Genomic DNA, 23,763 nt, shown 5'->3' on the forward strand with positions numbered 1-23,763 from the left:
TCGTTTTCTCTTATTTCACCTGTTCAACCTGTAGGTAAACACATGGAACGCAAAATGTTAGCCAACGCCATCCGCGCCCTTGCGATGGACGGTGTTCAAAAAGCCAAATCTGGTCACCCAGGCGCCCCAATGGGCATGGCCGATATCGCCGAAGTATTGTGGCGTGACCACATGAATCATAACCCGCAAAACCCAGATTGGGCTAACCGTGATCGCTTTGTGCTCTCAAACGGCCACGGCTCAATGCTGATCTATTCATTGTTGCACCTGACTGGCTACGATCTTGCTATCGACGATCTGAAGCAATTCCGTCAATTGCACTCGAATACCCCAGGCCACCCTGAATATGGCTATGCACCGGGTATTGAAACCACCACTGGCCCACTCGGCCAAGGGATTACCAACGCCGTCGGTATGGCCGTTGCTGAAAAAGCACTGGCAGCACAATTTAACCGTGACGGTCACAACATCGTCGATCACCACACCTACGCATTCTTGGGTGATGGCTGCTTGATGGAAGGCATCTCTCACGAATCGTGCTCACTGGCGGGCACGCTAGGTCTCGGTAAATTGATCGCATTCTGGGATGACAACGGCATCTCAATCGACGGTCACGTTGAGGGTTGGTTCTCTGACGACACCGCTAAGCGTTTTGAATCTTACGGTTGGCATGTGATCCCCGCTGTCGATGGCCACGATGCGGATGCGATTCAAGCTGCATTGAGCGCTGCGAAAGCCGAAACCGGCAAACCGACGCTGATCTGCACCAAAACCACCATCGGTTATGGCTCGCCAAATAAATCAGGCAGCCACGATTGTCACGGCGCGCCGCTGGGTGATGACGAAGTACAAGCCGCACGTGAATTCCTAGGTTGGGAACACGCGCCTTTCGAGATCCCACAAGACATCTATGCACAGTGGGACGCCAAAGAAGCCGGCGCAGCTAAAGAAGCCGCTTGGAACGAGCAGTTTGCCGCATATCAAGCACAATACCCTGAGCTTGCCGCCGAGTTTACCCGTCGTATGAACGGTGAACTGCCAAGCAACTGGGACAGCGAAACTCAAAAACTGATTGCGGATCTGCAAGCCAATCCAGCTAAGATCGCATCACGTAAAGCGTCGCAAAACGTCTTAGAAGCGTTCGGCAAACTGCTACCAGAACTGCTCGGTGGCTCAGCCGACTTGGCACCGTCTAACTTGACCATGTGGTCAGGCTCGAAAGCGATCACCGCAGACGACGCGAGCGGCAACTACCTGCACTATGGTGTGCGCGAGTTCGGGATGACCGCCATCATCAACGGTATTGCCCTGCACGGCGGGTTTGTTCCTTACGGGGCGACCTTCCTGATTTTCATGGAGTATGCACGTAATGCCATGCGCATGGCGGCACTGATGAAAACGCAGAACATTCAGGTTTACACCCACGACTCAATTGGCTTGGGTGAAGATGGCCCAACTCACCAGCCGGTCGAGCAAATGGCTAACCTGCGCCAAACGCCGAACATGAGCACCTGGCGCCCTTGTGACCAAGTCGAATCGGCAGTAGCGTGGAAAGCCGCGGTAGAGCGTAAAGACGGCCCAAGTGCGCTGATCTTCTCGCGTCAAGGCCTGGCTCAGCAAGAGCGCGACGAGACCCAACTGGCGAACGTTGCCAAAGGCGGTTATATCCTCAAAGACTGTGCAGGCAAACCTGACCTGATCTTTATTGCGACTGGCTCTGAAGTAGAGCTGGCTGTTGAATCAGCTGCTCAGCTAAGCGAAGCAGGCAAACAAGTCCGTGTGGTCTCTATGCCAAGCACTGACTTGTTTGATAAGCAAGACGCCGCTTATCGCGAGTCGGTATTGCCATCAGACGTCACCGCTCGTATTGCCATTGAAGCGGGTATTGCTGACTACTGGTACAAGTACGTTGGCCTAGACGGTCGCGTCGTCGGGATGACCACCTTCGGTGAATCCGCGCCCGCTGACGAGCTGTTCAAAATGTTCGGCTTCACGGTTGAAAACGTGGTTAACACTGCAGAAGAGCTGCTGTCTTAACAGCACACTGATTGCACGTTAACCCTGCTAAGGCCAGTCAACGATGACTGGCCTTTTTTTGTCCAAATGAACATCATCGCTTTACATGTGAACAGATTGCTGTACGGTGGTCACAGCTCTGGAACACGGAGCGTCAATGATTCATCAAGTAAAAGGCAACATAAGCTGCACTATTATCTGTATTATAGAGTTTCTAACGTTACCCGCTTTCGCTTCTAGACATGTCATCGACTCCGTTCAAAGCTATCCTAATTTTTGTAATTTAAGAGAGAATGATTATGTCTAATCAAGCAACTGGTATCGTCAAATGGTTTAACGAAGAAAAAGGCTTTGGCTTTATTACCCGCGAAAATGGCGAAAAGGACGTGTTTGTTCACTTCCGCGCTATCGTTGGTGAAGGCTTTAAGACCCTGACTGAAGGTCAACAGGTTAACTTTACCGTTGAACAAGGCCAAAAAGGCCCACAGGCTTCTGAAGTTTCTGTCGCATAAGAAATCAGACCTGATTGATAAGGGGCGCTTAGGCGTCCTTTTTTTTCATCTCAATTTGGCTATCCTACCGAATCACAAGCAAAAATCGCTTTGTTTTCCCCGCAAACATAGAGCACCTGAAAATTAAATATCATAAAGGCTTTACATGTGGGTGGATTGCTGTATTGTGGTGTCAGCTCTGGAACACGGAGCGTCAATGATTCATCAAGTAAAAGTCAACATAAGCTGCGCTATTATCAATATTATAGAGTTTCTAACGTTACCTACTTTCGCTTCTAGACATGTCATCGACTCCGTTCAAAGCTATCCTATTTTTAGTAATTTAAGAGAGAATGATTATGTCTAATCAAGCAACTGGTATCGTAAAGTGGTTTAACGAAGAGAAAGGTTTCGGTTTCATTACTCGTGACAACGGTGAAAAGGACGTGTTTGTACACTTCCGTGCTATCGTTGGTGACGGTTTCAAAACCCTAACTGAAGGCCAACGTGTGAACTTCACCGTTGAGCAAGGCCAAAAAGGCCCACAGGCGTCTGACGTTTCTGTAGCATAAGAAACCGAGTCTGATTGATAAAGGGCGCCTAGGCGTCCTTTTTTTGTGTCTATGATTCGGGAATAGCCCGTATATCGACACAAAACCAAAAAGCCCCAGCCAGGCAGTATGCCAAATGGCTGGGGCTTTTTGTTAGTTAGTTTTTGTTAGCTCTTCTGCATTTGTTGACGCTTTTTCAAAAAGGTCAGCCAGCTTTCTACTGCATCATCCGGCGCAATCTGTTTGGCAAGACGCGCTTGTTTCAGTGCCTGCTCATACTGCTTCAGTTTGTAGTGAGCTTGGACTTTAGCCAACGCAATATCTTTGTCCGAGGCCCCTTTATCAGCATGCTCAAGCGAAGTAAGCGCTTGCTGATACTCACCTTGCTGGATCTGCATTAACGCGAGTTGCCAGTGGTATTGGCTGTCTTTTTTCACCGCCTGTTTCCATGCCCCGATCGCTTGTGGCCATTCCCGAGCCTGCTGCCAAAGGCTTGCCTGTTGCGCCAGCGTTTGCGCATCTTGCTCTGAGGCGGGTAAACGTTTTAGCCATTGCGCCGCACGCTCTGGCACGCCCTCATTGGCATAGAGCTGAGCAACCGTACGCTGTTCGCTTGGCTCAAGGGTAATGCCTTGGCGCTGCGCCAGTAAGTAAGTGCTAATTGCCTCTTTTGGCTGTTGCAATCGCACATAGTTTCCGGCCAGTTGCCGCCACCACTGCTTATTGTCAGGCTCGCGCTTAATCAACGCTTTCAGCGTCGGTGTGGCACCACGCCATTGCTCAAGCTGAAGCTGAGCCCCTAATTTAAGTGATAAGGCCGATACACTGGCAGTGCTTGTGACCACACCTTGATAATCGGGATACGCCTTTAATACCTGGCCCCACTGTTCGCGCTGATAATGTGCCTGCATAATGCGCAGCCACACATCTTCACTTTGATCCGCCTTTTCTTTGGGGATCGCGCGAGCCAACGGATAGTAATATTGCAGCGCCGACGCATACTGGCCATCGATCAGCAATAAATCGGCTAACATGCGCTTGGTTTGCCACGCTTGTGCATCTTGCAGCTGCTCACTGTCCACCGCACGCTGAATATGCACAATGGCTTGGTCATTATTGCCATATTGCCAATAAAACACCCCTAATGAGCGATCCACAAACGCTTTGTCATACGCCCGACTGACACTCAAATTATCGAGCAGCGCAATGGCTTCACCCAGTTTTGCATCTTGCTCAAGGGTTTGTGCTTTTTCAATCGCGCGTGCCACCGATGGCGAAAGCTGCGCGGCAGCAGGCACCGACATCAATAGCAACGCGCCAATAAATAGTCTTTTCCACATCAGCGTAAATTAAACTCCAATTTGACCTGTTGCCCGGGTTGCGCCACCGCATTACCGTCGACCACTTTCGGCTCGTATTTCCACTTCCGTAGGGCACGTAATGCCTCACGTTCAAACACACGCGGTGGATTGGCATCAACCACTGTTAAATCTTGCGGGCGACCCGATGGAGCAATGGTAAAACGCACCACCACATAGCCTTCTAAGTTTCGGCGCATCGCACGCGGCGGGTAATTGGGCTCCACCCGGAACAATGGCATCGCTTGTTGGTTATTGGGGCCGGTATTCAGATTTAGCTCACCCAATGAAGGCGCTTGTACCATCACCCCTTGGATCCCACTTTGCAGATCCAAATTAGGCATATCAGGCTGTGGTGATGAGGTAGACTGCGATTGCGTCTGCGTCACCGGCGTGGGTGTGTCAGGCACTTCGGGCGGTTTAGGCCGCTCTGGCACAGTCCGCTGGCGACGCTGCACCTTGGTATCCGGCTCTTGCATAAAAATATCGATGCGCGTTGACGACGATGTTTCCTTCGGACGTTGACTGCTATGACCTACCATCAATGCCATCAACATAAAAAGCCCTAAAGTAAACACCAACGCCACCGGCATTGAAATCAACCATCGCTTCATTGCGGTGACTCCGTTGCCAACGCAATACTGCCAATACCCGCCCCTTTTGCCGCATCCATCACCTTGACGACCGTGCCATTATACGCCAGTTCATCAGCCTGAATCACCAAAGACGCATCCGGTTTATCCAGCAATAAGTGCTCTAGCGTGGCTTCAACACGCTCAACATCCACGAGACGTTTATCGATATAGATCTCGTTAGAGGCCGTCACCGCAATAAATATACCGGCCTCTTTCTGGCTGGTGGCGTGACTCGCTTCTGGACGGTTCACTTCAACGCCTGACTCGCGCACAAATGAGCTGGTGACAATAAAAAAGATCAACATGATGAACACAATGTCCAACATGGAGGTTAAATCCACTTGCGCTTCTTCGCGCTGTTTTTGGGCTCGAATCAATCGCATTACTGACTCCGAAGCGCCTGCTCGAGCGCAATTTCGCGGCGCTGACAGGCTTTAACTAAACGAGCATGGGCAAACATCCCAGCTAAGGCCGCAACCATTCCCGCCATGGTGGGTAAGGTTGCCATGGAGATCCCTGATGCCATCAAACGTGGGTCGCTAGTGCCTTGACTTGCCATCACATCAAACACAGAGATCATACCGGTCACCGTGCCAAGCAATCCGAGCATCGGGCAAATCGCCACCAAGGCTTTAATAAATCCTAAATAGCGCCCCAACTCATGCTGGGCTTGAAACAAGACCCCTTGACGAATGGCTCGGGCATACCAAGAGCGCTGATCGGCGCGCGCCTGCCAAGCACGCACCCATGCATCACGTTGTGCGGGAAAGCGAGAGAACAAATACAACAGCCGTTCAATCACCAGCAACCAACACACAAACACGACCGCCCCGAGCCACCACAACACCGGGCCACCTTCCGCCATAAAGTGGCGCAAGGTGCTCCCCAAGTCTTGCTGATTCAGCTGTGAGAATAACTCGACGTCTATCATGCCGTTGGTCCGATTGCCGCCTGATTGTCTGTGGTTTCCGCTTGCTCGGCGACTAAACTAATGCTTTGTTTTTCGAGCATGCCGCGAATATGGTCCGCCTGCCCGCTGAGAATATTATGCGCCAACAGCAAGGGAATCGCCGCAATCAGACCCAATACCGTGGTCACCAGGGCCATTGAGATCCCATCGGCCATGACTTTCGGATCACCATTACCAAACTGGGTGATCACCTGGAAGGTTTCAATCATCCCTGTCACCGTCCCCAACAGGCCTAGCATAGGGGCAAGCGCCGCCAAGAGTTTGAGCATCGACAGGCCTTTTTCACAGCCGTGCTGCTCATCGACCACCGCTTCAAGTAAGCGTAACTCGAGCGATTCGACATCACGCTGGGGCGCATCGTGATAGACCTTAAGCACACGGCCAAGCGGGTTATCTTCGGGGGTGTCTGGGTGCTTCAATTGGCGATGCATTTTGGCATGAATCGACAGCAACACTGCCCCGCGGTATAGCGCAATGAGCAAGCCGACGGCCAACAAGGTGGCAATCACTTTGGCAACAAAGCCGCCTTGTGCGAAGCGATCGCCCAGGCTCGGCGCGTTTTCTAGCTGGCCGAGCAACGTGCCACGGGCCGGATCAATCAGTACCGTCTCACCCACTGAAGACACCGCTTGCTCAAGGGTTGACGTGGTTAACGTATTGTCCGGTTGGGCACGATACGGCACGGCGACTTGGCGATCGGTTTGCCAATTTAGGTAACCTTGATCATTCACTAAGCCGACGTTGCCCACACGCACCACCGCTTGCTCCGATGCCACACCTTGCGCATTTACCACCGGTAACGACACGGTTTGCAGCTCACCGCTGGTTTGCATTTGGGTCAGCATCCCTTGCCATAGGGCATTGAGCTGCTTGAGTGATGGCAATGTATCGGCCGCGACAATATCCGAGACAGTTTGATTAAATGCCGGCTGAGTGATCGCCACATAGCTAGAAACGCCATCGGTTTGAATAGTTTTACTCGCTTGGCGCACCACGCCAAATAGCTCACCTAAACTGCCCGACTCTAAGCGAAGTTTGTCTTCCAACGACGCCAATTGCTGCTCGTTGTCACTAAAAGTATCACTGAGTTTTTCGGTTTCCGTCTCCAGCGCATTCCGAGTTGCCTTGAGCTGATCACGCTTTTGGCGCAGCTCACGTTCCGTCATCGCAAATTGTGCTTCACGCGCTTGGTTGTGCTCACGTGCCTGCTGCTGAGCTTGCTCGGTTTGTCCGACCAAATCATCGGCGTGAGTCAAAGGGGCAACCGCGATCAAACAGGCGGCGGCAATCAGGGTTTTCCAGCTCATGATTTCACCCCTTGGTTGGCACTTAATGGCAAAGATAACAACGACGGGGCCACTTGTTTTTGTGCCACCGCAAAGGCCTTATCCACCGCTTCACCGGCGCTAGCATCTAGCTCGACCCAGGTTTCATCACGGGTGCTCCACACCCAATGCTGCTGACCATCGAGGCGACGCGCCACCAGCGACACACGGCCCAGATGCAAGACATCCACTTGATGCTCGCGACCGTTAAGCACAATGGTATCTTGGTAGGCATCGAGTTTGCTGCCGTAATCACGCTCTATCTGATATGCCTCAAGAATACGACGGAATTTTTCTGAGTCCGCCACATCGGCGCGGCCCATCATCGCCTTCAGTTTTTCAACACGTGCTTGGCGTTGATCGGCTTTGAGCGGAATGTCGTTAGCAAGCCACTGCTCAAGCCCGCCGAGCATGCGATACATCAACGGCACAATGCCTTGACGCGTCTCTTTGATCTCGGTGATTTGATCGCGCAGGCTTTGTGCTTCTGCCTGTTGGTTGCTGACTAAGTTTTGTAAGTGATCGCGGTAGATTTCGAGGTTACTGATTTGCGCCTGGATTTGTTCAATTTCTTGGCGCATGGCTAAACTGCTGTCCGCGCGGCGGTTAATACGAGATTGCGACTGAGCCGCTTCTTGGGTGGTGTTACCCTCGATGGCTTGCGCCTGTTCGAGCTGATCCGCACTGGCAACGGGCGTCAGGGCCAAACAAGCGGCCACTCCCCAAGCAAGGCGAAAAGAAGACGATTTTATCATGGTGATATCTGCAAACATGCTTAATGACAGGGCTTTCGCCCCAAACAAAAGTGAGAATAGTTTCTATTTGCGTGTAATGTACCGAGTTTGGCGGAAAAGATCTAGCCTAGCAGTAAAGGAGCTCGGAGAATATTGCGGCTTATCCGTAAATGACAACGTATATCTATTGACTATATACAAAAACCATTTAGAGTGTATATTAAATAGATACACAGGATGGTGTTATGGCTACAAAAACAGCGCCAATCAACATGCGGGTACAGCCATCGGTAAGAGACATTATCGATGCTGCGGCAAGTTTGAAAAAAGTCGATAGAACCGTATTCATTCAGCAAGCAGCGCTTAATGAAGCGCATAGCATACTGGCCGAACAACGGGATTTTGTCCTTGAAGCAAAGGCGTTTGAAGCTTTCGACAACGAACTTCGTGCAGAGCCGCGAGCGCTTGAAGGCGTGAAGGATCTGTTCAATAGGAAAGCGCCTTGGGAATAAGTGCCCCCACACTACTGACTGATGAGCACCAGATTAATGCCTTTCAATGTGGTATTGAAGCACTCGATACATGGTTAAGAAAACAGGCGTTAAAGAGCCAAAAGCGCGGAACCGCGAGAGTGTATGTTGCCAATGACACAGCAGCCCACCAAGTGATTGGGTACTATGCCATTGCCATGGGTTCAGTATCGAGAGAGCACGCATTTAGCTCACTACGGAGAAATAGCCCTGACCCGATTCCTATGGTGATTTTAGCAAGGCTTGGGGTGGATAACGCCTATCAAGGTCAAGGCATTGCAGCCGGTCTTTTAAAAGATTGTATCATTCGCTCAATACAAGCAATGCACGCTGTTGGTGGCGCGGGCATTTTAGTTCATGCCATTGATACCAGTGCGCAAACGTTCTACAAAAAATTTGGCTTCAAAGAGTCAACGTTTGACCCTTTAGTACTCATGGCACGCATCTGTGATATCGAAAAATCATTGTCCATAGACTGAGGTGATGACTCGCTGCCATGATTCAAACTCCTTATGCATTGTCACGCCAGAGAGTAGGAACGAGTGATCAATACGCTGTTTTTTCCGAGGTGTTTTCTCTCGTTCCCACGCTCCTGCCAAAACTGATAAGCGCGGTCACCTTTTTGGGCTTTTTTATAAAACGCCAATTGATCCAAAATTTGCTTAACGTTGCGCTCAGCAAGGTATTGAATCAGATTTCTCGCCGTCCATGATTTAAGTCGAGCAAGATATTGACAGTGACCGGGCGCGTGAATACCGGGATCCAGTGCAGCACAGTCAAGGTGACGAAGTGCGGTAAGTGAGGCTCGGTGATTTTGTAGCGGCTTCTCCCCATGATTCACACTCCATATGCATTACCACGCCGGAGCGTGGGAACGAGGTATCCTTTAGTTTGTTATCTAACACCTGCCAATACCCCCCTTCTTGGGGCCATGGAAAGCGAGTCTCTTTTGTTGTTTCAACTTAGCCACGGCGCGTTCAATGGTACTTGGCGATTTGCCTAAGTAAGCAGCAATCTCGGCTAAGGTTAAGGTTGGCTGATTGGCTAACAAGCTCATAACTTGATCTGGAGTTTTTACCCGCGTTTCTACCTGCTTTTCTACCCGCACTTTTAACTCGTTCCCACGCTCCTGCGTGGGAATGCATATCAAAGTTATCTCCTAGCTATCATACTTTTCCCCCAACGCCTTTAAATTTATCGACAAACGCAGCAATTGTGTCACGATTGAACCTCCCAATGGCCGGCTTTATCAGAGCCGACCCGTTTAATCCTTTGCGCTTGCTGTAACTTGGCCAAGGTGCGACCAATGGTGCGAATGTCTTTGCCGATCCGCTCGGCCAGCTGCGGCCGCGTGAGCGTTTTATCGGCCGCTAGCAGGGCGATGATAGCCTCCGGCGCCTTCAATCCTTTAATATCCACCGCATTAATATCATTTACAGGGGCGTTTACAGAGGCATTTACAGGGGCGTTTTGTGTTCTCGTTCCCACGCTCCCGCGTGGGAATGCATAACAGCCATTTACTTTTATCCTTCAGTATTATTAATTTTCTGCGGGCGAATCTGCGTCTCAAATTCATCCATCAAAATAATTTTCTCTATTAGCTTTTCTTTGATAAACGGGTAATCATATTCGCCGATACGAACCTGGTAGCAACGATAAGTGTTTTTTATTTCATTCCACGGTTGCTCGGTGTCTTCTTTGCAAAAATGCGCATCTGCAATGCTACGTCGCTCGTTATTTGTGATCTGTGCGGAGTAGAAATTGATCACAATTTGCTTTTCGTCACGCCCATCAAGATAAAGCACGATATCCGATTGAACCACCCAATTAACACCGGCGAAACGAATAGCCGGATACCCATGCCAGTTATCAAGGGTGGGTTTCAGCTCTGGTTTTACCGCGTTTTGCAGATCGTGCAGTAAAGCACTCTGCAGCGACTTAATTGCTTTTTCTTGCAACGTTTCTGCCGCTTTAAAGTCAGCTAGGTGATTCACTACAAAGCTGACACTTTCGTGATCAAGAGTGGGTTGTTCCATCACGTTCTCCAAATGTAAAACGAATTCTCGCAGAAAAATCGACCATTTATTCAATGGATGTTGCAGGAAGTGATCAGCAAGTTTTGCTTTAATAGCTGAAGTGAAGGTGCGGTAGCTAATACCAATCCAGTTCGGTCTTGCCACTTCACCGGTTGGCGATAGAACAATATACAGCGGCTTTTTGTCTCCGATGCGGGGGTCGTTTTTGTTGTCCTTGACGAACCGTTCATAATCATCAAACGGATTATTCTGCTGGTGAAAAATCTTGTTTTCTATGACCATTACCCAGTTTTGGCTCTCCAGCACTAAGTCAATGCGCTTTCCGGAGGCTGTCACCACTTCCCGTTTCGGGTTCCCAACCAGTGTCGTATCTAGCCCACTGCATGTTTCCGTACAGCTAAACAATGCTTTTAAGACCAACGATCCGAAGCCATGCACTTCGTCCGTATTTAAGAAAAAAGCGAGTAGATCTGTTGTGGGGTTCTCGTAATATCCTCGACTGCCAACATCAAAGATTGTTTTCTCGCTCTCATAGAGAGCAGGCAGCGCTTTTATCGCTTTCAATAAAGCTTTAACGCGATCATAAGGGTCTGTTTCCATACTCAACCTATGCTGGTTCCCGTTCAGTATTCACCCGAAGGCTCAATTACCTCTTTGCACTTCATCGTCTAAACGCCTTGAGAATGCCGTCAGCTCGGCGTGTAGATCACTACTTAAACATTGGTGATCAACGTATTTAGGAAAGATCATATCGAGTTTCAGTTTTTTAAACTCGGGATGTTCGAACAGTATTTCTATATACCGGTCCAACCGATTTTCTGACGTTGATTCACGCTGCAACTGCTTTTTGAGTAGCTGACGAAACTTATCAACAGCGTCAGGAGAGTCACAAATATCCTCATGTTCATCAACGTAAAGCTCCTCGAACAACACATCTGCAAGCTGTTTCTGGCTCCAACCTAACGCTTCCAGAATATACCGTATTTGTTTTTGCTTTTGGATTGTCCCCATTTGTCCCTACCCAGTGCGTTATTGTTCTCGTGTCTCAGCGGAGACCCTACAGTTCATAAACGAAAAGGAAAACATTATGTCCAAACATAACGTACCAATGACCCCCGAAGCTGCTGCTCGCGTGCAAGCAGCGCAAGCCAAACAAAATGGTGGCCAGGTTGCCAAAGGTTCATTCGCCGCTCGCGCACAACGCGCAGCCGCTCATCATCAGAAACCAAATAAGTAAGGGATAAGTGATGAACAAACCAAATTCAGCTCCCAAATCCCCTGCGAAGGGCAACCCTAATTACCCTAGCACGACTGGCAAACCATCGGGTAAAGGCCGCGGTAATACACCGAAGCGTTAAAACGAATGAGGCAGCTAACGCTGCCTTTTTATCTCTATGAACAATTTCTGGCGTTTGACTTAAAGTGACTCAAAAAAAGGGCTTGATCTGATTTGTAATCAGAATAAGAGACAGACTGTTCAGTTTTTTCAAGCGCGCAGAGACAGACTTGTCGCTTGCTATCGTACCAATCTACCGAGATCATATTCTTTGACGAGTTGGTACACGTATCGACAATCGCATACTCAACAGCTAACGGATACCGATCCTCATCAAAAGCGGCATCAGCCTTATATCCACCAAAGGCACCAAGAAGTAATGCAGTGCCAGCAGACATAAGTTGGCGCTTGCTCAGTTTGAGATCGGTAAAACTCTTCTCACATTTATTGCATTGAATGTTTTCAGTAAGCTCGATCTCATTGTCGGTGTTGCAATGAGGGCATTCAATATTCATGAAAGCTAGTTCACCTCATGTTGTTTTGTGATTGATAACCGCCGGAGTCTAACAGCGTATAAATTTAAGCCAAGATCCGGGTTATGTTTATGCGACTCTTTTCTCGCGCCCTCACAACAGTGCGCTGAACTGCTGCTTAAAATAGCATCGTTAACTTACTCCAAGAGCCTTAAACACCGCATCGACCGGATCTGCATAGAAGCTAATCTGGAATTTTGAGAACAATTCAGCAGGAACAGCCGGGATATCAGAAGCGGAAGCCATAGGCAACAAAATACGCTTTGCCCCACTATCCATAGCCAATTGGAGACTACCCGGAAGATCCTGTACAGGATTGACGACACCACCCAGTGTCATCTCACCTAAAACTATCATTTGCTCTTGAATCGGTCGATTCATCAGTATTGAACAGAAAGCAATCAATACAGCAAGCGATGATTTCGTGCTAGGCCCTGTATTATGCAGCTCAACAACATGTAGATGATATTCATGTCCTGAGAACTTTGCCGACGCACTGATGCGACTAAGGTTCCCTTTAAAATAATCAAAGCCGACACGCACAGCTTCTTTTGCTGCGGTATTCGAACCAAGCCCCGAGACCGAGTGCTTACCAGAGCCTGCCATCATCTGAGTTTCGTAACGATATAAGCCGAGTTGTCCTGAACTTCCTTGGGCAACCAAATGCACAACTCCGGCGCGAGGTAAACCTTCGGGAATCAGCTTGCTGCCACCTTGTTCCGGCACATTGACAAAGAACTCTTCTAACGACTCATTATCAATGTAGCTAAAATGCACATCAAAAAACTCCATACCTCCAAGCTTTTTCAATTGCTCTTTGACTCTACGTCTGGTTTCCAGCGCATAGGTCAGGCAGGCTCTTACATCATCTTTTGTGTACCGTGCGTCGGGGTGCAGTAGCTTTAGCAAGCCTGAAACGGTTCTTCGCACAGCTATCACATCACGTTGATTAAGGTTATTACCGAGTTTGAAGAATCTATCGATAGCGTCTGCGAAGCTGTGTTTACGCATTTCACGCATGTATTCCGCAAGATAGTCGGTGATTAACCCGTAGCTGTTAGTGAAAAATTCAGGCCGCATTTTTGGTATTTCCCATCCAGGGATATAAGAATGGAAACGGTCAAAAAATGCCGTATCAATCATATCATCAGGAAAGGGTGCCAACAGGTGACTAGTCTTGACTAGCGTTTCAACACTTTGATTGATATTACCAACAAATACCATGGAAGCTTTCGCTTCAATAGAATCACGACCACGAGAGAAAGACCCTGACGCCATATAGTCCTTCATTATCTGAACGCCATCTTTATCTTTAAAGTTGATACCAGCGACTTCATCAAATGTGACAACATCCCACATACCAACTAGGCCGACCTGGCGCGAACTCATGTTATAGAACAAGTTAGCTACAGTTGTCTGTCCGCCCGAGACGAGCAAAGAGTTAGGTGAACACTCTTTGTATACATGACTTTTACCTGTCCCTCTTGGTCCAAGCTCACAAACGTTATAGTTATTTTCAACGAATGGGATCATTCGAGTGATGAGGTGCCATTTTACTCGAGTCTCCAAGTTAGTTGGCTCCATACCCACAGAACGAAGTAGCACATCCATCCACTGTTCAGTATTAAAATGCGCTCTGGTTGAAAATATCTCATCCATGTTCATGGATGGCATTTGGATTGGTTTTAAACTCATAATAGAGAAAGGTGATGTCTTCTGGCCTTCCTCAAAAAAATACTGCACGGTAATAATGCACCAGATACCGCCAGTTAATAGCTTTTCGTTGTCTTGTACAATTTTGGTCGGTACAAGGGCATCCTTGATCCCTAAGTTCGACAAAGCAGCTTCATAAACATCTTTTTTCTGATTAAGCTTAACGGTGACTTTATCGATGATTTTAAACGTACCGCGTTCGCGGATCAGTGACTTCACTTTCTCCGCTTCATCAGGCCGTACATAGTTCTCAGCCAAGATTTTTTTTACATTTTCTTGGCCTTGCATAACCACTTCGTCATCGTCAGACGCGCAATACATACCAAGCAAATACTCAAGCACGTAGACAGGGACATTTGCTCCCTCTTTTAGTTGCTTGGTCAAGTCTTTGCGAACAACTCGGCCTTTGAAGTGCTGATTGAGCAATGCGTCTAAGTCAGCCCCTGTTGTTTGGGATGCTGGCATCTGATCCTTTTCGCTGTTGTGATTTTGTGAAAAATCAGCTGTCATATTTCACCCCTGCGCCTTAGAAAAAGTCATCTTGGAATGCCAAATCAATGGTTACTGCGTATTGACTGTAACGCGTTCTCGTTTCCGCATTCTCAAGCACTAATGTGTATTGAGCGTTCCTGTCGAACTGAGCGCCGATAAGCTTTAGCCTAGCTTCGCGAGTACGCTCATCCATTACTTTACTCGCGCTATCAAAGTTGATCGTTTCACGGCTAGATACTCCATTACCTTGCGCATCGACAATATAAACATCCAGTAACCGTGGGATAAAACGCTCGCCTATTGGGTCTGTCTGAATAAACCTGACTTTATCGATATTGTTGACCAACTTAATTGGTTGTGTCGCTGCAACCACACCAACCGGTTGTTTCTCGTGTTTTGCCGCTTGCGCTTTTTGCAATTCGCGAACATGGAGAACTGGAACACAGACTTCCTGTAGCATGGCTCCACCATGTACGAACCTAGCACCACCAACAAAATGAAACCGCTGATTGCCTTTGGGAATCATGAAATTATAATCGCCATCAGGCTCTTTCGTTCCATTAGCTGTGTTTGAAATGGAACCTTTCCAATAATTTTCATCGTTAGGCAATCCTTGGCCCACGATATACCTTTTCTTTGCTTCCAACACACCAGTAGGCTTACTTGTCAGTTGAGTCTTTTCTGCGGCTAAGAGCGCTTTTTGTTGGAATAGGAAACCATGATCAGCGGTGATCACAACACGACTTCCATTAAGTCTATTGATTACTCTGCCTGCAAGATCTTTGAGCTCTTTAATCGCATTACGACATGCTTCAAAGGTTTTTTCTTCAGTCGCTGCCTTATCACCAATCGCGTCAATCGTGTCATGGTAAATATAAACCACTTCTGCATCTCGAACCTTGTCACGACCTTCCTGATTGCTCCAGCTCATTAGCTCCTTAGAGCTCACCGCCATACCACCCACTTTTTGTAAGATAGCGTTGCGATTGTCTAACCCTTGTGACGAGATACCATCGACATAAACAGCCGTTCCTCCACTCACGCCAGTAGTAGAGAGCGACTGATAACTGAGAGCCTGGTGAGGCAGTAAAGCCGCCATGCCCAATTGGGTATAACTCGGTAAAACACCCAACTGCGTCGATACCTCAGCTTTAAATCGCTTCTCGTTGTTAATGATAGCGCCAAGCTCATTCGCAATTTCAAAACGCAGCGCATCAGAGATAATGATAAATACTCGTTTTGTCTGTTTCAGACTCAATCGAGACGCTACTTCATTTTTATAAAAATCAAACTGATTCGGGACGTCAGGTAGTTGCCATTCTTCAAGTAATTTCTCATTGGCCAAGTGACGATCCCAGGCAAGACCAAGCTCATACAAGTACCAATTGGTGTAAATGCTTTCGACCTCGTCATCGAGCTGACGCAGTATGTCTGCGCCTTTACTCAATACAGAGTGCACATGCTCATTGAATAAACGATAAGCCTGATCAAAACGATAAATGTCCGTGGTATAGGCGTCATACATTGCCTTCGCGTTATCAAAATGAAACCCGTCTACATAGCGATTTCGCAAGTGCATTAACGCTTCTGCGTTGCGGATAGCTTCGTAGATTGCGAAGTATTCTTTACCGTTGTTTGAACTAGGATGTGTCCAGTGGCTAGCAAGACGTCGTGATACGATCGTCTCAAACTCGACTCGGTCTAGCGCTTTACTGTTATCAAGCAAATCACGAACTAAACCACGGATTATGGCCTGTTCCACCGCTTCGAACGTTTCGCATTCGATAAGCTCAACCGGATGGTACAGACCAGCACGAGTCGAAATTTCCAACTGTTGGCTAAGCACCTTAGAGATGCTTTCGTAGTAAGCGGCGAAAGAGCGGCTGTCGCGCCAGCTCACCATAAACGCCAAGGCTGTCGCCCGGCCTGATGCGCTTTTTAGAACATTGTTAAGCAACCAATCGCGTTCAACACCTTCAATTTGGCTCCAGAATTCAGTACAGAACAATTTCAACACGAAGTCTGAGAAGGTTGGCTCTTCGACTGTATAGCCAAAACCCTCACTCAGATATGCCCAGAGTGAGGTCTCAAGATCAAACTTTCCTAGCTGGCTCCACACTTGTTTAAAGGCATCGGGCTGGCCAAGGCTTTCATCTTCATATGAGCCGTCAGCGCCTGCGGCGGGCGCGTCTAGCGCTGTAGAATAAGCGCGTAGTAACCCAAGCAGAATGTCCGACAAAGACGCAGAATCAGCTTTTACAACCACTGCCATCATCTTCCTGTCTAACGACAGTTCGTCTTCGTTCTCAGTCACCCACTTTTTTAAACCGGCTATGCGCTGTTTATTGGCAAAAAAGCTCTGGCGCTTACGAATGTGTGTGCGCAGCGCCATTTTCGGGATACCCAGCTCATTAAGCAGCATGGAGCTATGATCAGCAAAAAACTGCTCGCTATACAAACGCACATCTAGCAACCAATCGCGGTCAGGCTCTGGCTCAGCGCTTGGAAAATAGATAAGGAATTTAGCTTCACGCTCATCTACTTCAATGCGTTTTTTCACTGCCAATACAGACTCATTGCCCATATTGAGGATGGTCAAATCATTTGGCAGTACCCTAGCAGTTATATCTGCCGCTTTATCACCTGATTCTTTTGCAAGCGATAAAGAATTAGCTAAATGCTCAAGCTCTTCAGTAAAGCTTTGCTCTGGGTCGTACCAAAACACAATACGGCTTTGTTCGAATTTGGCAGAGAGACCTTGCGCCAGTTCACTCATCTGCATTAGTTCACCTCCGGCTTCTTACCGGTAATGGCCTTAACATCAGCCAACAGATCACCAAACTTGCCGTAATTCACTTTCACACCATCATCAAGATCCAGTGAAATACGCATATCGGCGTAGTGTTTTAGCTTGTCATCAAACTCTCGTAGCTCAACCTGTTTCTTGATTAAAGCATCCAACTCTTTCTTGAAGCGGTTCGCTTCACTGGTCGAGTCTGCCGTTTCAATCTGCTTCTCAAGCTGCTCTGCATAAGCATCGTATTTGCCTAGTAACGGGGTGACATACTCGGTACGCATACGAGAAAGCGTACCCTCATTGTAACGGTGCAGGTAAACCAGGCACTCAAAAGCCTTCTGTTTGCCTGAGCTAAACAGCCAATAAATAGGGCGTTTTTTGTAAGTCTTCAGGTGGTCTTTGTAGAACTGAGTCGATAAATAACGGCGAATCGTCTCCAGTGCTGATTCTGATTTCTTCGGTTTAATGGCGTTGAGACATAGTGATTCGGCGACGAAATCCAAGTTTTCTTGCAGATGATCATCACCCCAAACAACTTGAACAAACTCACGGAACCGGTTGGTAGCATCATCTTTGAACCATTCTTGGTCGGTTAATGGAATGATTCCATCTTCATCAGCTGAGAAGGTTTTGTAGGCACCATGTGAGACAAACTTGTCAAAATCTTCGTTGGCTGAATTGGCGTAAACTAAACCTTGTTGATCTAGCGAGTAACGCCCCATCATGCAACCTAAAGCAAAACTTAACAAAGAGCTAAGACAAGATGACTTAAACACCGCTGATTCTTTGCCAATGTCACAGCTCATGGGGTTTGACATTAGAGTAAGGTCATTTACTGTGAGCTCAGATCTTTCAGTCTTGTACTCACTGCAAACGGCTGAATCTATTCGATTTTCTATTTCAAGGGCAGTTTCTGCTCTCAATTTTAATTTTGCTATTAGATCAAGATAATGATCGGCGATAGTACCTGTCTTAATATTTGAAAGTAACATATGAGAATTAAAATCCCATGATGTTTCAAATGAGTCCCAATCGTTCTTATGAATGTTGATTATAGTGTCAACGTCAACGCTATTAATGTTAATTGGTCTCACAGGAACCTTACCTACATGCCCAACTTCATACTTAAATGTTTCGCTAACGACTCCAAGAATGGTTTTACAAACTGAACTATTCAGAATAGCCATGAGACTATTTCTATCTTTATCCGACTCGTAAAAAATTGCGGGCCCTACATGACCGAATATTTGACCAGACGGGTAGTACCTAAAAGAAGGCTTTCCACTTGATATTATTGACCAAGCGATCCCTGGCTTAAAATACAGTGATATATTTTTTATCGTTCTTGTAGGGCTTCCGTAGAGCTTTGCAGCGTAATTAAGTACTTCTTGTCCATCTGCCTCCCAATTTATAACGTGTTCGTTATTACCGTACCATCGACGATAGCTACCTCCTTTTTGAAATGGAACCCATTTTTTATTTTGATGTTCTGATGCATCCAGCGATAACTTTTCACGAGAAACTTCATACCATAATCTCAAGAATCGACCGTCGTCAGAAGTCGCCAATCCCTGCCTAGGCTTTGCCACTTTGTTAAGCAAAGGGAATTTTGTAAAACTCTCTTTCAACTCATCAGAAACCCAATATGAAATTGGCGTTCCTGGTATTCTCTTAAAATCCTGTGAGTTGACCTGGGCAAAACGATTTCCCTTGACTGGGAATTCTATTGGAATGCCATCTTCTGTAATATCATCGCTATCAACATGTAAATCCGTCATTCCGCAGCCAATTAATGAATTTAAATAGTGTGATCCAGCGATCATTTACAGCTTTTAGTGTCACAGATGTCTTGACCGTGATCCCTCGCTTTGATCTATTACTGCTATTTAACGGTCGCTTACTATGCCTACTCCTCAACCTGTCATCAAACGCCTCGATCATCTAGGGCTAATCGCTGCTTTCTGTCATCACCGTCATTCCGCAGCCAATTAATGAATTTAAATAGTGTGATCCAGCGATCATTTACAGCTTTTAGTGTCACAGATGTCTTGACCGTGATCCCTCGCTTTGATCTATTACTGCTATTTAACGGTCGCTTACTATGCCTACTCCTCAACCTGTCATCAAACGCCTCGATCATCTAGGGCTAATCGCTGCTTTCTGTCGTGAAGTTGGCTTACCAGATATTATCGACCGTATCATTCCTAAGTACTCCGAGCACAAGGTTTCACATGGTGATGCCGTCTTAGCGATGATCCTAAATGGGCTGGGTTTTCACAGTAGAACCCTGCATATGTTTTCCGACTTTTTCGAAACGAAGCCTGTTTCCAAATTGCTAGCCAAAGACATTGAAGCGCACCATTTAACGGATGATGTCCTTGGGCGCACGCTTGATGCTTTATATGAAGCGGATGTGTCCGCACTTTATCAAGCGATTGCTGAGCATGTTGTTGATAAACTGGGACTTAAAACGGACTCTGTCCATCTTGATATCACAAGCTTTCATGTTGATGGAGAATACGCCCAAGACGACGATATCAATGCGATTAAACTGGTAAAAGGCTACAGCCGAGACCACCGTCCAGAGCTAAACCAAGTGGTCCTTGAGCTGATTTGTGAAAATCAAGCAGGCCTGCCTGTTTACATGCAAGCACTCAGTGGTAACACCAATGATGCGAAGGCGTTTTCTGAGGTCACTAAGAAGCATATTCACTGTTTAAAAGCGGCTCAAAATAGTCGCTATTTTATCGCCGATGCCGCCCTGTACACGGAAGACAGCATTCGCTCTTTGGATGAACAAAAACAGAAATTCATTACTCGTGTGCCAATGACGATTAAGTCTGCCAAAGAAGCCTTGCTGGCGCTTAGACCTGAGCAGTTAACCCATATCGGTAACGGCTATTCAGGTTGCTGGATTGACGCTAACTATGGCGCTGTCACTCAAAAATGGTTGTTGGTTCATAGCGAGCAAGCGACGAAGCGAGAAGAAATAACGTTCTACAAGAACTTAGATAAAAATGCTGCCAAAGAGCTGAAAGCCCTGGGCCAACTTATGAAAAAAGAGTTTGCTTGTGCAATGGATGCCGAGCAGGCAATCGATGACTTTGCAAACCAATGTCACCTCATTGGCTTTGCACAAAAAACCATCATTAAAGAGGCTGTCTATGCGGGTCGCGGTCGCCCTAAAAAGGGGGCTAAGCCAACGGGATACCGCTACTTTATTGATGCCACGCCTTATACCGATCTAGATAAAGTGAAACTGGCTAAGCTTAAAGTGGGTATGTTTATCCTTGCTACCAACGATACTGACAGTACGGATCTGACCATGGCTGCATTGCTTGAACATTACAAATCCCAACAAAAAGTAGAGCGCGGCTTTCGTTTTTTGAAAAGCCCCGAGTTTTTAACGTCTTCGATCTTCTTAAAAAAACCTCAACGCATTGAGGCTCTGCTCATGATAATGACGCTTAGCCTTCTTGTTTACGCAAGTCTAGAGCACAAAATCAGAGAGCAACTTAACAAGACAGAAGCGTTCTTCCCAAGCATGGTGAAGAACAAAACAACGACTAAACCGACGGCACGTTGGGTATTCTTAAAATTTGAAGGGATCGACACACTCGAACTCGACGGTCAGAGCTTCATTACCGGTGTACGAGAGCATCAACGACGATTGCTGAAATTGTTGGGTCAGTTATACGAAGCGGTTTATTCCTAAATTAGGTGCGGAAACTCGGTATACGGCATGGTGAAGAACAAAACAACGACTAAACCGACGGCACGTTGGGTATTCTTAAAATTTGAAGGGATCGACACACTCGAACTCGACGGTCAGAGCTTCATTACCGGTGTACGAGAGCATCAACGACGATTGCTGAAATTGTTGGGTCAGTTATACGAAGCGGTTTATTCCTAAATTAGGTGCGGAAACTCGGTCATAAAACGATTATCCAAGTTATACTTTTAAGCTTATCGATGGGTATTTTCACCGGGTGCAAAGAAAAGGCAATCAACCCTGAAAATGACATTCCTTTATTCAAAGAGTTCATTGAAGAGAACATTAATAAAGTTGCCGATGATCCCTATATATCGAGCACACTCAGGCCTGATGATGAAATGTATGAGGTTCTCCTTAATTTACAGCGTGGAATTCCGTGGGATGAAAAAATACAGCAGCGTTTTTYTAAGCTTATGTCTAAAGGTAATGAAAATGCCATGATCATCAAGGCTCGGTCTGGATTATTAAATATCGAGAAACGCAGCTATTGGGCATCAGTACTAACAGACTTGATGGAGAAGGGAAACCCCTATGCAGCCTACTGGTTGTCAAGCAAGAGTAATATTTGTCATATGTATCTTGGCTCTCGTAATTTAGGGAATAAAGTAGCGAAAGATCTTGGCTTAGACACCTCTTACGAAAATAAATATTGCACCGAGGAAATCTACCAAAAAGCGGTCGAGGGGTTTAAAAAACTCGCAGCACAAGGCGATCTGCGTGCTCAGTATTTTTTGTTAAAAGACCAAGGCCTTGATAAGTCCGTAGAAAAGCGTGAGGAATACATTAAAGAAGTGATCCGATTCGCAGAAGCACATTATTATAAACCRATAATGGACTATCTTTATACATTAAAAAAGCCGGGACATAGAGGGCTAGAATTTCGCTCAGAAAAACTAAAAAACTTTGGTATGGATCTCTACAGAGTAGCAAGTAATAACTATTATACTCCTGCTATAGGGAACTTGATGGTTCATGAAACGAATAATAAAGAACTCTTTAATAGAATGAAAATGGATCTCTACAGAGTAGCAAGTAATAACTATTATACTCCTGCTATAGGGAACTTGATGGTTCATGAAACGAATAATAAAGAACTCTTTAATAGAATGAAAATAGCAGGAGGGAAATATTATTTTCTAGCGGTAGCCTTAGCGAGAAGCAATGAGTTGACGGATAAAGAGAAGTTTTGTCATGCGCTATTATATGAAAACTTATTTAATAGCACTCGTTACTTCGTATATCATGGCGATTGGCCTAAAAAAAGTGATTACGATGAGAGTATCTGTGAAATAGATAAGGAAGTCGCCGAGATGAAGCCAATGATTTATATTGATTACTTCACTAAAAGCGATAATTGGGGACAAGGCTGATTTTATGTTCGGCTGATACTGGAGTGTTCCGAACTCAAAGTTTTCTCCCCGTTTTGATTTGACATCCTAAATATCCTGCCCAGTGAGTGATACAACACTTGCTGGGCGGTAGCGTTGCTTAGCTTTAAAACGTTATGGTATCTGTCAGCCTAGACACAACTATCTGTTGGACACAGCCCTATGATGCGTCATAAAACGATTATCCAAGTTATATTTTTAAGCATATCGATGAGTTTCCTCTCCGGTTGCAAAGAAAAGGCGATCAGCCCTAAAGATGACATTCCTTTATTCAAAGACTTCATTGAGGAGAACATTAATAAAGTTGCCAATGATCCTTATATATCGAGTACAGTAAAGCCTGATGATGAGATGTATGACTTGATGCTAATGCTGCAGCGTGGTGATTGGAGTCAAACAACTTGGGATGAGATGGACTCTTTGATGAAAAAGGGCGTAGAGAATGCCAAAATAATCTATGCACGTACAAAAATAGATGAGATTTATAAACGAAGTGAAGCCACTGCGATACTGACTGAATTGATGAGAAAAGGGAACCCTTATGCGACTTACTGGTTATCTAGTAAAAGTAACTTATGCCTTTCTTATCTTTCATCAGAACATTTTGGCAACAAAGTAGCAAAAGGCTTAGATACCTCTTATGAAAATAAATATTGCACCGAGGAGATCTATCAAAAAGCTGTCGAGGGCTTCAAAAAGCTTGCAGCAGAAGGCGTTCTTCATGCCCAATATTTCTTGCTGAAAGATAAAGGTCTTGATAAATCGGTAGAAAAGCGTGAGGAATACATTAAAGAAGTGATCCGATTCGCAGAAGCGCATTATTATAAGCCAATGATGGACTATCTTTATACATTAAAAAAGCCGGGACATAGAGGGCTAGAATTTCGCTCAGAAAAACTAAAAAACTTTGGTATGGATCTATACAGAGTAGCAAGTAATAACTATTATACTCCTGCTATAGGGAACTTGATGGTTCATGAAACGAATAATAAAGAACTCTTTAATAGAATGAAAATGGCAGGAGGGAAGTATTATTTCTAGCGGTAGCCTTAGCGAGAAGCAATGAGTTGGCTGATAAAGAGAAGTTTTGTCATGCGCTATTATATGAAAACTTGTTTAAGAGTACTCGTTACTTCGTATATC

24 protein-coding genes and 1 pseudogene are annotated in these 23,763 nt (G+C 46.4%); 10 read left to right on the top strand and 15 right to left on the bottom strand.

Translation table 11 applies throughout. The features are described from left to right. Positions 1-42 precede the first annotated feature (42 nt). The 3 genes from tkt to cspE (BZG81_RS10870) all read left to right on the top strand — a co-directional run bounded on the left by tkt (position 43) and on the right by cspE (BZG81_RS10870) (position 3,079). Positions 43-2,037 (top strand): transketolase, encoded by a 1,995-nt coding sequence (gene tkt / locus BZG81_RS10860; RefSeq protein ID WP_077660598.1) that lies wholly within the window; start codon positions 43-45, stop codon positions 2,035-2,037. Between the two features lie 278 nt (positions 2,038-2,315). Further along, positions 2,316-2,528, top strand: coding sequence for a transcription antiterminator/RNA stability regulator CspE (gene cspE / locus BZG81_RS10865; RefSeq protein ID WP_077677359.1), 213 nt, complete (start codon positions 2,316-2,318; stop codon positions 2,526-2,528). A gap of 338 nt (positions 2,529-2,866) precedes the next feature. Beyond that, on the top strand, positions 2,867-3,079 hold the full coding sequence (gene cspE, locus BZG81_RS10870; RefSeq protein WP_021023787.1) for a transcription antiterminator/RNA stability regulator CspE: 213 nt from the start codon (positions 2,867-2,869) through the stop codon (positions 3,077-3,079). A 146-nt stretch (positions 3,080-3,225) separates the two neighbouring features. Here the strand turns inward: cspE (BZG81_RS10870) and BZG81_RS10875 are convergent, their stop codons facing one another. The 6 genes from BZG81_RS10875 to BZG81_RS10900 are packed head-to-tail and all read right to left on the bottom strand — an operon-like array spanning position 3,226 to position 8,101. Next, positions 3,226-4,398 (bottom strand): tetratricopeptide repeat protein, encoded by a 1,173-nt coding sequence (locus tag BZG81_RS10875; protein WP_077677360.1) that lies wholly within the window; start codon positions 4,396-4,398, stop codon positions 3,226-3,228. Continuing rightward, positions 4,398-5,030: an energy transducer TonB gene (locus BZG81_RS10880; RefSeq protein WP_077677361.1), complete on the bottom strand. Its 633-nt coding sequence runs from the start codon at positions 5,028-5,030 to the stop codon at positions 4,398-4,400. The genes BZG81_RS10875 and BZG81_RS10880 overlap by 1 nt, the downstream gene beginning before the upstream one ends. Then, positions 5,027-5,434, bottom strand: coding sequence for an ExbD/TolR family protein (locus BZG81_RS10885; protein WP_021023790.1), 408 nt, complete (start codon positions 5,432-5,434; stop codon positions 5,027-5,029). Before BZG81_RS10885 ends, BZG81_RS10880 begins: the two co-directional genes overlap by 4 nt. Beyond that, positions 5,434-5,982: a MotA/TolQ/ExbB proton channel family protein gene (locus tag BZG81_RS10890; protein WP_077669862.1), complete on the bottom strand. Its 549-nt coding sequence runs from the start codon at positions 5,980-5,982 to the stop codon at positions 5,434-5,436. The genes BZG81_RS10885 and BZG81_RS10890 overlap by 1 nt, the downstream gene beginning before the upstream one ends. Continuing rightward, positions 5,979-7,328: a MotA/TolQ/ExbB proton channel family protein gene (locus BZG81_RS10895; protein WP_021023792.1), complete on the bottom strand. Its 1,350-nt coding sequence runs from the start codon at positions 7,326-7,328 to the stop codon at positions 5,979-5,981. The genes BZG81_RS10890 and BZG81_RS10895 overlap by 4 nt, the downstream gene beginning before the upstream one ends. After that, positions 7,325-8,101 carry a DUF3450 domain-containing protein gene (locus BZG81_RS10900; RefSeq protein WP_108742876.1) on the bottom strand — a complete coding sequence of 259 codons (777 nt, stop codon included), beginning with the start codon at positions 8,099-8,101 and terminating at the stop codon, positions 7,325-7,327. The genes BZG81_RS10895 and BZG81_RS10900 overlap by 4 nt, the downstream gene beginning before the upstream one ends. 224 nt (positions 8,102-8,325) lie before the next feature. Here BZG81_RS10900 and BZG81_RS10905 point away from each other — a divergent pair, with 224 nt between their 5' ends. Beyond that, entirely contained in the window at positions 8,326-8,592 is a 267-nt protein-coding gene (locus BZG81_RS10905; protein WP_021023794.1) for a type II toxin-antitoxin system TacA family antitoxin, read from the top strand. Further along, a complete protein-coding gene (locus BZG81_RS10910; RefSeq protein WP_077677362.1) occupies positions 8,583-9,089 on the top strand; it encodes a GNAT family N-acetyltransferase in 507 nt (168 codons plus the stop codon). The genes BZG81_RS10905 and BZG81_RS10910 overlap by 10 nt, the downstream gene beginning before the upstream one ends. Before the next feature lie 211 nt (positions 9,090-9,300). Here BZG81_RS10910 and BZG81_RS15715 read toward each other — a convergent pair whose 3' ends face one another. The 5 genes from BZG81_RS15715 to BZG81_RS10935 all read right to left on the bottom strand — a co-directional run bounded on the left by BZG81_RS15715 (position 9,301) and on the right by BZG81_RS10935 (position 11,657). Further along, the gene (locus tag BZG81_RS15715) at positions 9,301-9,444 is read right to left on the bottom strand and encodes a hypothetical protein (RefSeq protein WP_198533648.1); all 144 of its coding nucleotides are present in this window, start codon (positions 9,442-9,444) and stop codon (positions 9,301-9,303) included. A 64-nt stretch (positions 9,445-9,508) separates the two neighbouring features. Then, positions 9,509-9,667: a helix-turn-helix domain-containing protein gene (locus tag BZG81_RS15930; protein ID WP_077677372.1), complete on the bottom strand. Its 159-nt coding sequence runs from the start codon at positions 9,665-9,667 to the stop codon at positions 9,509-9,511. Between the two features lie 161 nt (positions 9,668-9,828). Continuing rightward, a complete protein-coding gene (locus BZG81_RS10925) occupies positions 9,829-10,098 on the bottom strand; it encodes a hypothetical protein (protein ID WP_131826433.1) in 270 nt (89 codons plus the stop codon). A gap of 35 nt (positions 10,099-10,133) precedes the next feature. Beyond that, a complete protein-coding gene (locus BZG81_RS10930; protein ID WP_077677364.1) occupies positions 10,134-11,246 on the bottom strand; it encodes a PDDEXK-like family protein in 1,113 nt (370 codons plus the stop codon). A gap of 42 nt (positions 11,247-11,288) precedes the next feature. Next, positions 11,289-11,657 (bottom strand): elongation factor Ts, encoded by a 369-nt coding sequence (locus BZG81_RS10935; protein ID WP_077485099.1) that lies wholly within the window; start codon positions 11,655-11,657, stop codon positions 11,289-11,291. Between the two features lie 76 nt (positions 11,658-11,733). Between BZG81_RS10935 and BZG81_RS15490 the strand changes: the two genes are divergently transcribed. Further along, positions 11,734-11,883: a hypothetical protein gene (locus tag BZG81_RS15490; protein WP_108743484.1), complete on the top strand. Its 150-nt coding sequence runs from the start codon at positions 11,734-11,736 to the stop codon at positions 11,881-11,883. A gap of 155 nt (positions 11,884-12,038) precedes the next feature. On the opposite strand, the gene BZG81_RS10940 is transcribed toward BZG81_RS15490, so the two are convergent. The 4 genes from BZG81_RS10940 to pglX form a co-directional block, all read right to left on the bottom strand. Then, positions 12,039-12,437: a hypothetical protein gene (locus BZG81_RS10940; protein WP_077677365.1), complete on the bottom strand. Its 399-nt coding sequence runs from the start codon at positions 12,435-12,437 to the stop codon at positions 12,039-12,041. Positions 12,438-12,587: 150 nt separating this feature from the next. Continuing rightward, positions 12,588-14,633 (bottom strand): protease Lon-related BREX system protein BrxL, encoded by a 2,046-nt coding sequence (gene brxL, locus BZG81_RS10945; RefSeq protein WP_198533650.1) that lies wholly within the window; start codon positions 14,631-14,633, stop codon positions 12,588-12,590. A 61-nt stretch (positions 14,634-14,694) separates the two neighbouring features. Beyond that, complete coding sequence (pglZ, locus tag BZG81_RS10950; RefSeq protein ID WP_077677367.1) at positions 14,695-17,442, bottom strand: BREX-1 system phosphatase PglZ type A; 2,748 nt, start codon at positions 17,440-17,442, stop codon at positions 14,695-14,697. Further along, positions 17,442-19,280, bottom strand: a complete 1,839-nt coding sequence (gene pglX, locus BZG81_RS10955; RefSeq protein ID WP_108743485.1) for a BREX-1 system adenine-specific DNA-methyltransferase PglX — start codon at positions 19,278-19,280, stop codon at positions 17,442-17,444. Before pglX ends, pglZ begins: the two co-directional genes overlap by 1 nt. Before the next feature lie 278 nt (positions 19,281-19,558). Here pglX and BZG81_RS10960 point away from each other — a divergent pair, with 278 nt between their 5' ends. The 4 genes and pseudogenes from BZG81_RS10960 (at position 19,559) to BZG81_RS10970 (ending at position 23,661) form a co-directional block, all read left to right on the top strand. Beyond that, entirely contained in the window at positions 19,559-21,172 is a 1,614-nt protein-coding gene (locus BZG81_RS10960) for an IS1634 family transposase (RefSeq protein ID WP_077456733.1), read from the top strand. Between the two features lie 27 nt (positions 21,173-21,199). Then, positions 21,200-21,370 (top strand): annotated as a pseudogene (locus BZG81_RS15500) (IS1634 family transposase); the annotation flags it as partial. A gap of 59 nt (positions 21,371-21,429) precedes the next feature. Then, entirely contained in the window at positions 21,430-22,602 is a 1,173-nt protein-coding gene (locus tag BZG81_RS10965) for a hypothetical protein (RefSeq protein WP_077677369.1), read from the top strand. Between the two features lie 180 nt (positions 22,603-22,782). Next, entirely contained in the window at positions 22,783-23,661 is an 879-nt protein-coding gene (locus tag BZG81_RS10970; protein WP_077677370.1) for a hypothetical protein, read from the top strand. The last annotated feature ends 102 nt before the right edge of the window (positions 23,662-23,763 follow it).

The sequence above is a fragment of the Salinivibrio sp. MA607 genome (assembly GCF_001996245.1).
Lineage (GTDB): Bacteria > Pseudomonadota > Gammaproteobacteria > Enterobacterales > Vibrionaceae > Salinivibrio > Salinivibrio costicola.

Coding starts and splice junctions, on each gene's coding strand:
- tkt (WP_077660598.1), top strand. CDS start 43: ATGGAACGCAAAATGTTAGCCAACGCCATCCGCGCCCTTGCGATGGAC.
- cspE (WP_077677359.1), top strand. CDS start 2,316: ATGTCTAATCAAGCAACTGGTATCGTCAAATGGTTTAACGAAGAAAAA.
- cspE (WP_021023787.1), top strand. CDS start 2,867: ATGTCTAATCAAGCAACTGGTATCGTAAAGTGGTTTAACGAAGAGAAA.
- BZG81_RS10875 (WP_077677360.1), bottom strand. CDS start 4,398: ATGTGGAAAAGACTATTTATTGGCGCGTTGCTATTGATGTCGGTGCCT.
- BZG81_RS10880 (WP_077677361.1), bottom strand. CDS start 5,030: ATGAAGCGATGGTTGATTTCAATGCCGGTGGCGTTGGTGTTTACTTTA.
- BZG81_RS10885 (WP_021023790.1), bottom strand. CDS start 5,434: ATGCGATTGATTCGAGCCCAAAAACAGCGCGAAGAAGCGCAAGTGGAT.
- BZG81_RS10890 (WP_077669862.1), bottom strand. CDS start 5,982: ATGATAGACGTCGAGTTATTCTCACAGCTGAATCAGCAAGACTTGGGG.
- BZG81_RS10895 (WP_021023792.1), bottom strand. CDS start 7,328: ATGAGCTGGAAAACCCTGATTGCCGCCGCCTGTTTGATCGCGGTTGCC.
- BZG81_RS10900 (WP_108742876.1), bottom strand. CDS start 8,101: ATGATAAAATCGTCTTCTTTTCGCCTTGCTTGGGGAGTGGCCGCTTGT.
- BZG81_RS10905 (WP_021023794.1), top strand. CDS start 8,326: ATGGCTACAAAAACAGCGCCAATCAACATGCGGGTACAGCCATCGGTA.
- BZG81_RS15715 (WP_198533648.1), bottom strand. CDS start 9,444: ATGGGGAGAAGCCGCTACAAAATCACCGAGCCTCACTTACCGCACTTC.
- BZG81_RS15930 (WP_077677372.1), bottom strand. CDS start 9,667: ATGAGCTTGTTAGCCAATCAGCCAACCTTAACCTTAGCCGAGATTGCT.
- BZG81_RS10930 (WP_077677364.1), bottom strand. CDS start 11,246: ATGGAAACAGACCCTTATGATCGCGTTAAAGCTTTATTGAAAGCGATA.
- BZG81_RS10935 (WP_077485099.1), bottom strand. CDS start 11,657: ATGGGGACAATCCAAAAGCAAAAACAAATACGGTATATTCTGGAAGCG.
- BZG81_RS15490 (WP_108743484.1), top strand. CDS start 11,734: ATGTCCAAACATAACGTACCAATGACCCCCGAAGCTGCTGCTCGCGTG.
- BZG81_RS10940 (WP_077677365.1), bottom strand. CDS start 12,437: ATGAATATTGAATGCCCTCATTGCAACACCGACAATGAGATCGAGCTT.
- brxL (WP_198533650.1), bottom strand. CDS start 14,633: ATGCCAGCATCCCAAACAACAGGGGCTGACTTAGACGCATTGCTCAAT.
- pglZ (WP_077677367.1), bottom strand. CDS start 17,442: ATGCAGATGAGTGAACTGGCGCAAGGTCTCTCTGCCAAATTCGAACAA.
- pglX (WP_108743485.1), bottom strand. CDS start 19,280: ATGATCGCTGGATCACACTATTTAAATTCATTAATTGGCTGCGGAATG.
- BZG81_RS10960 (WP_077456733.1), top strand. CDS start 19,559: ATGCCTACTCCTCAACCTGTCATCAAACGCCTCGATCATCTAGGGCTA.
- BZG81_RS10970 (WP_077677370.1), top strand. CDS start 22,783: ATGATGCGTCATAAAACGATTATCCAAGTTATATTTTTAAGCATATCG.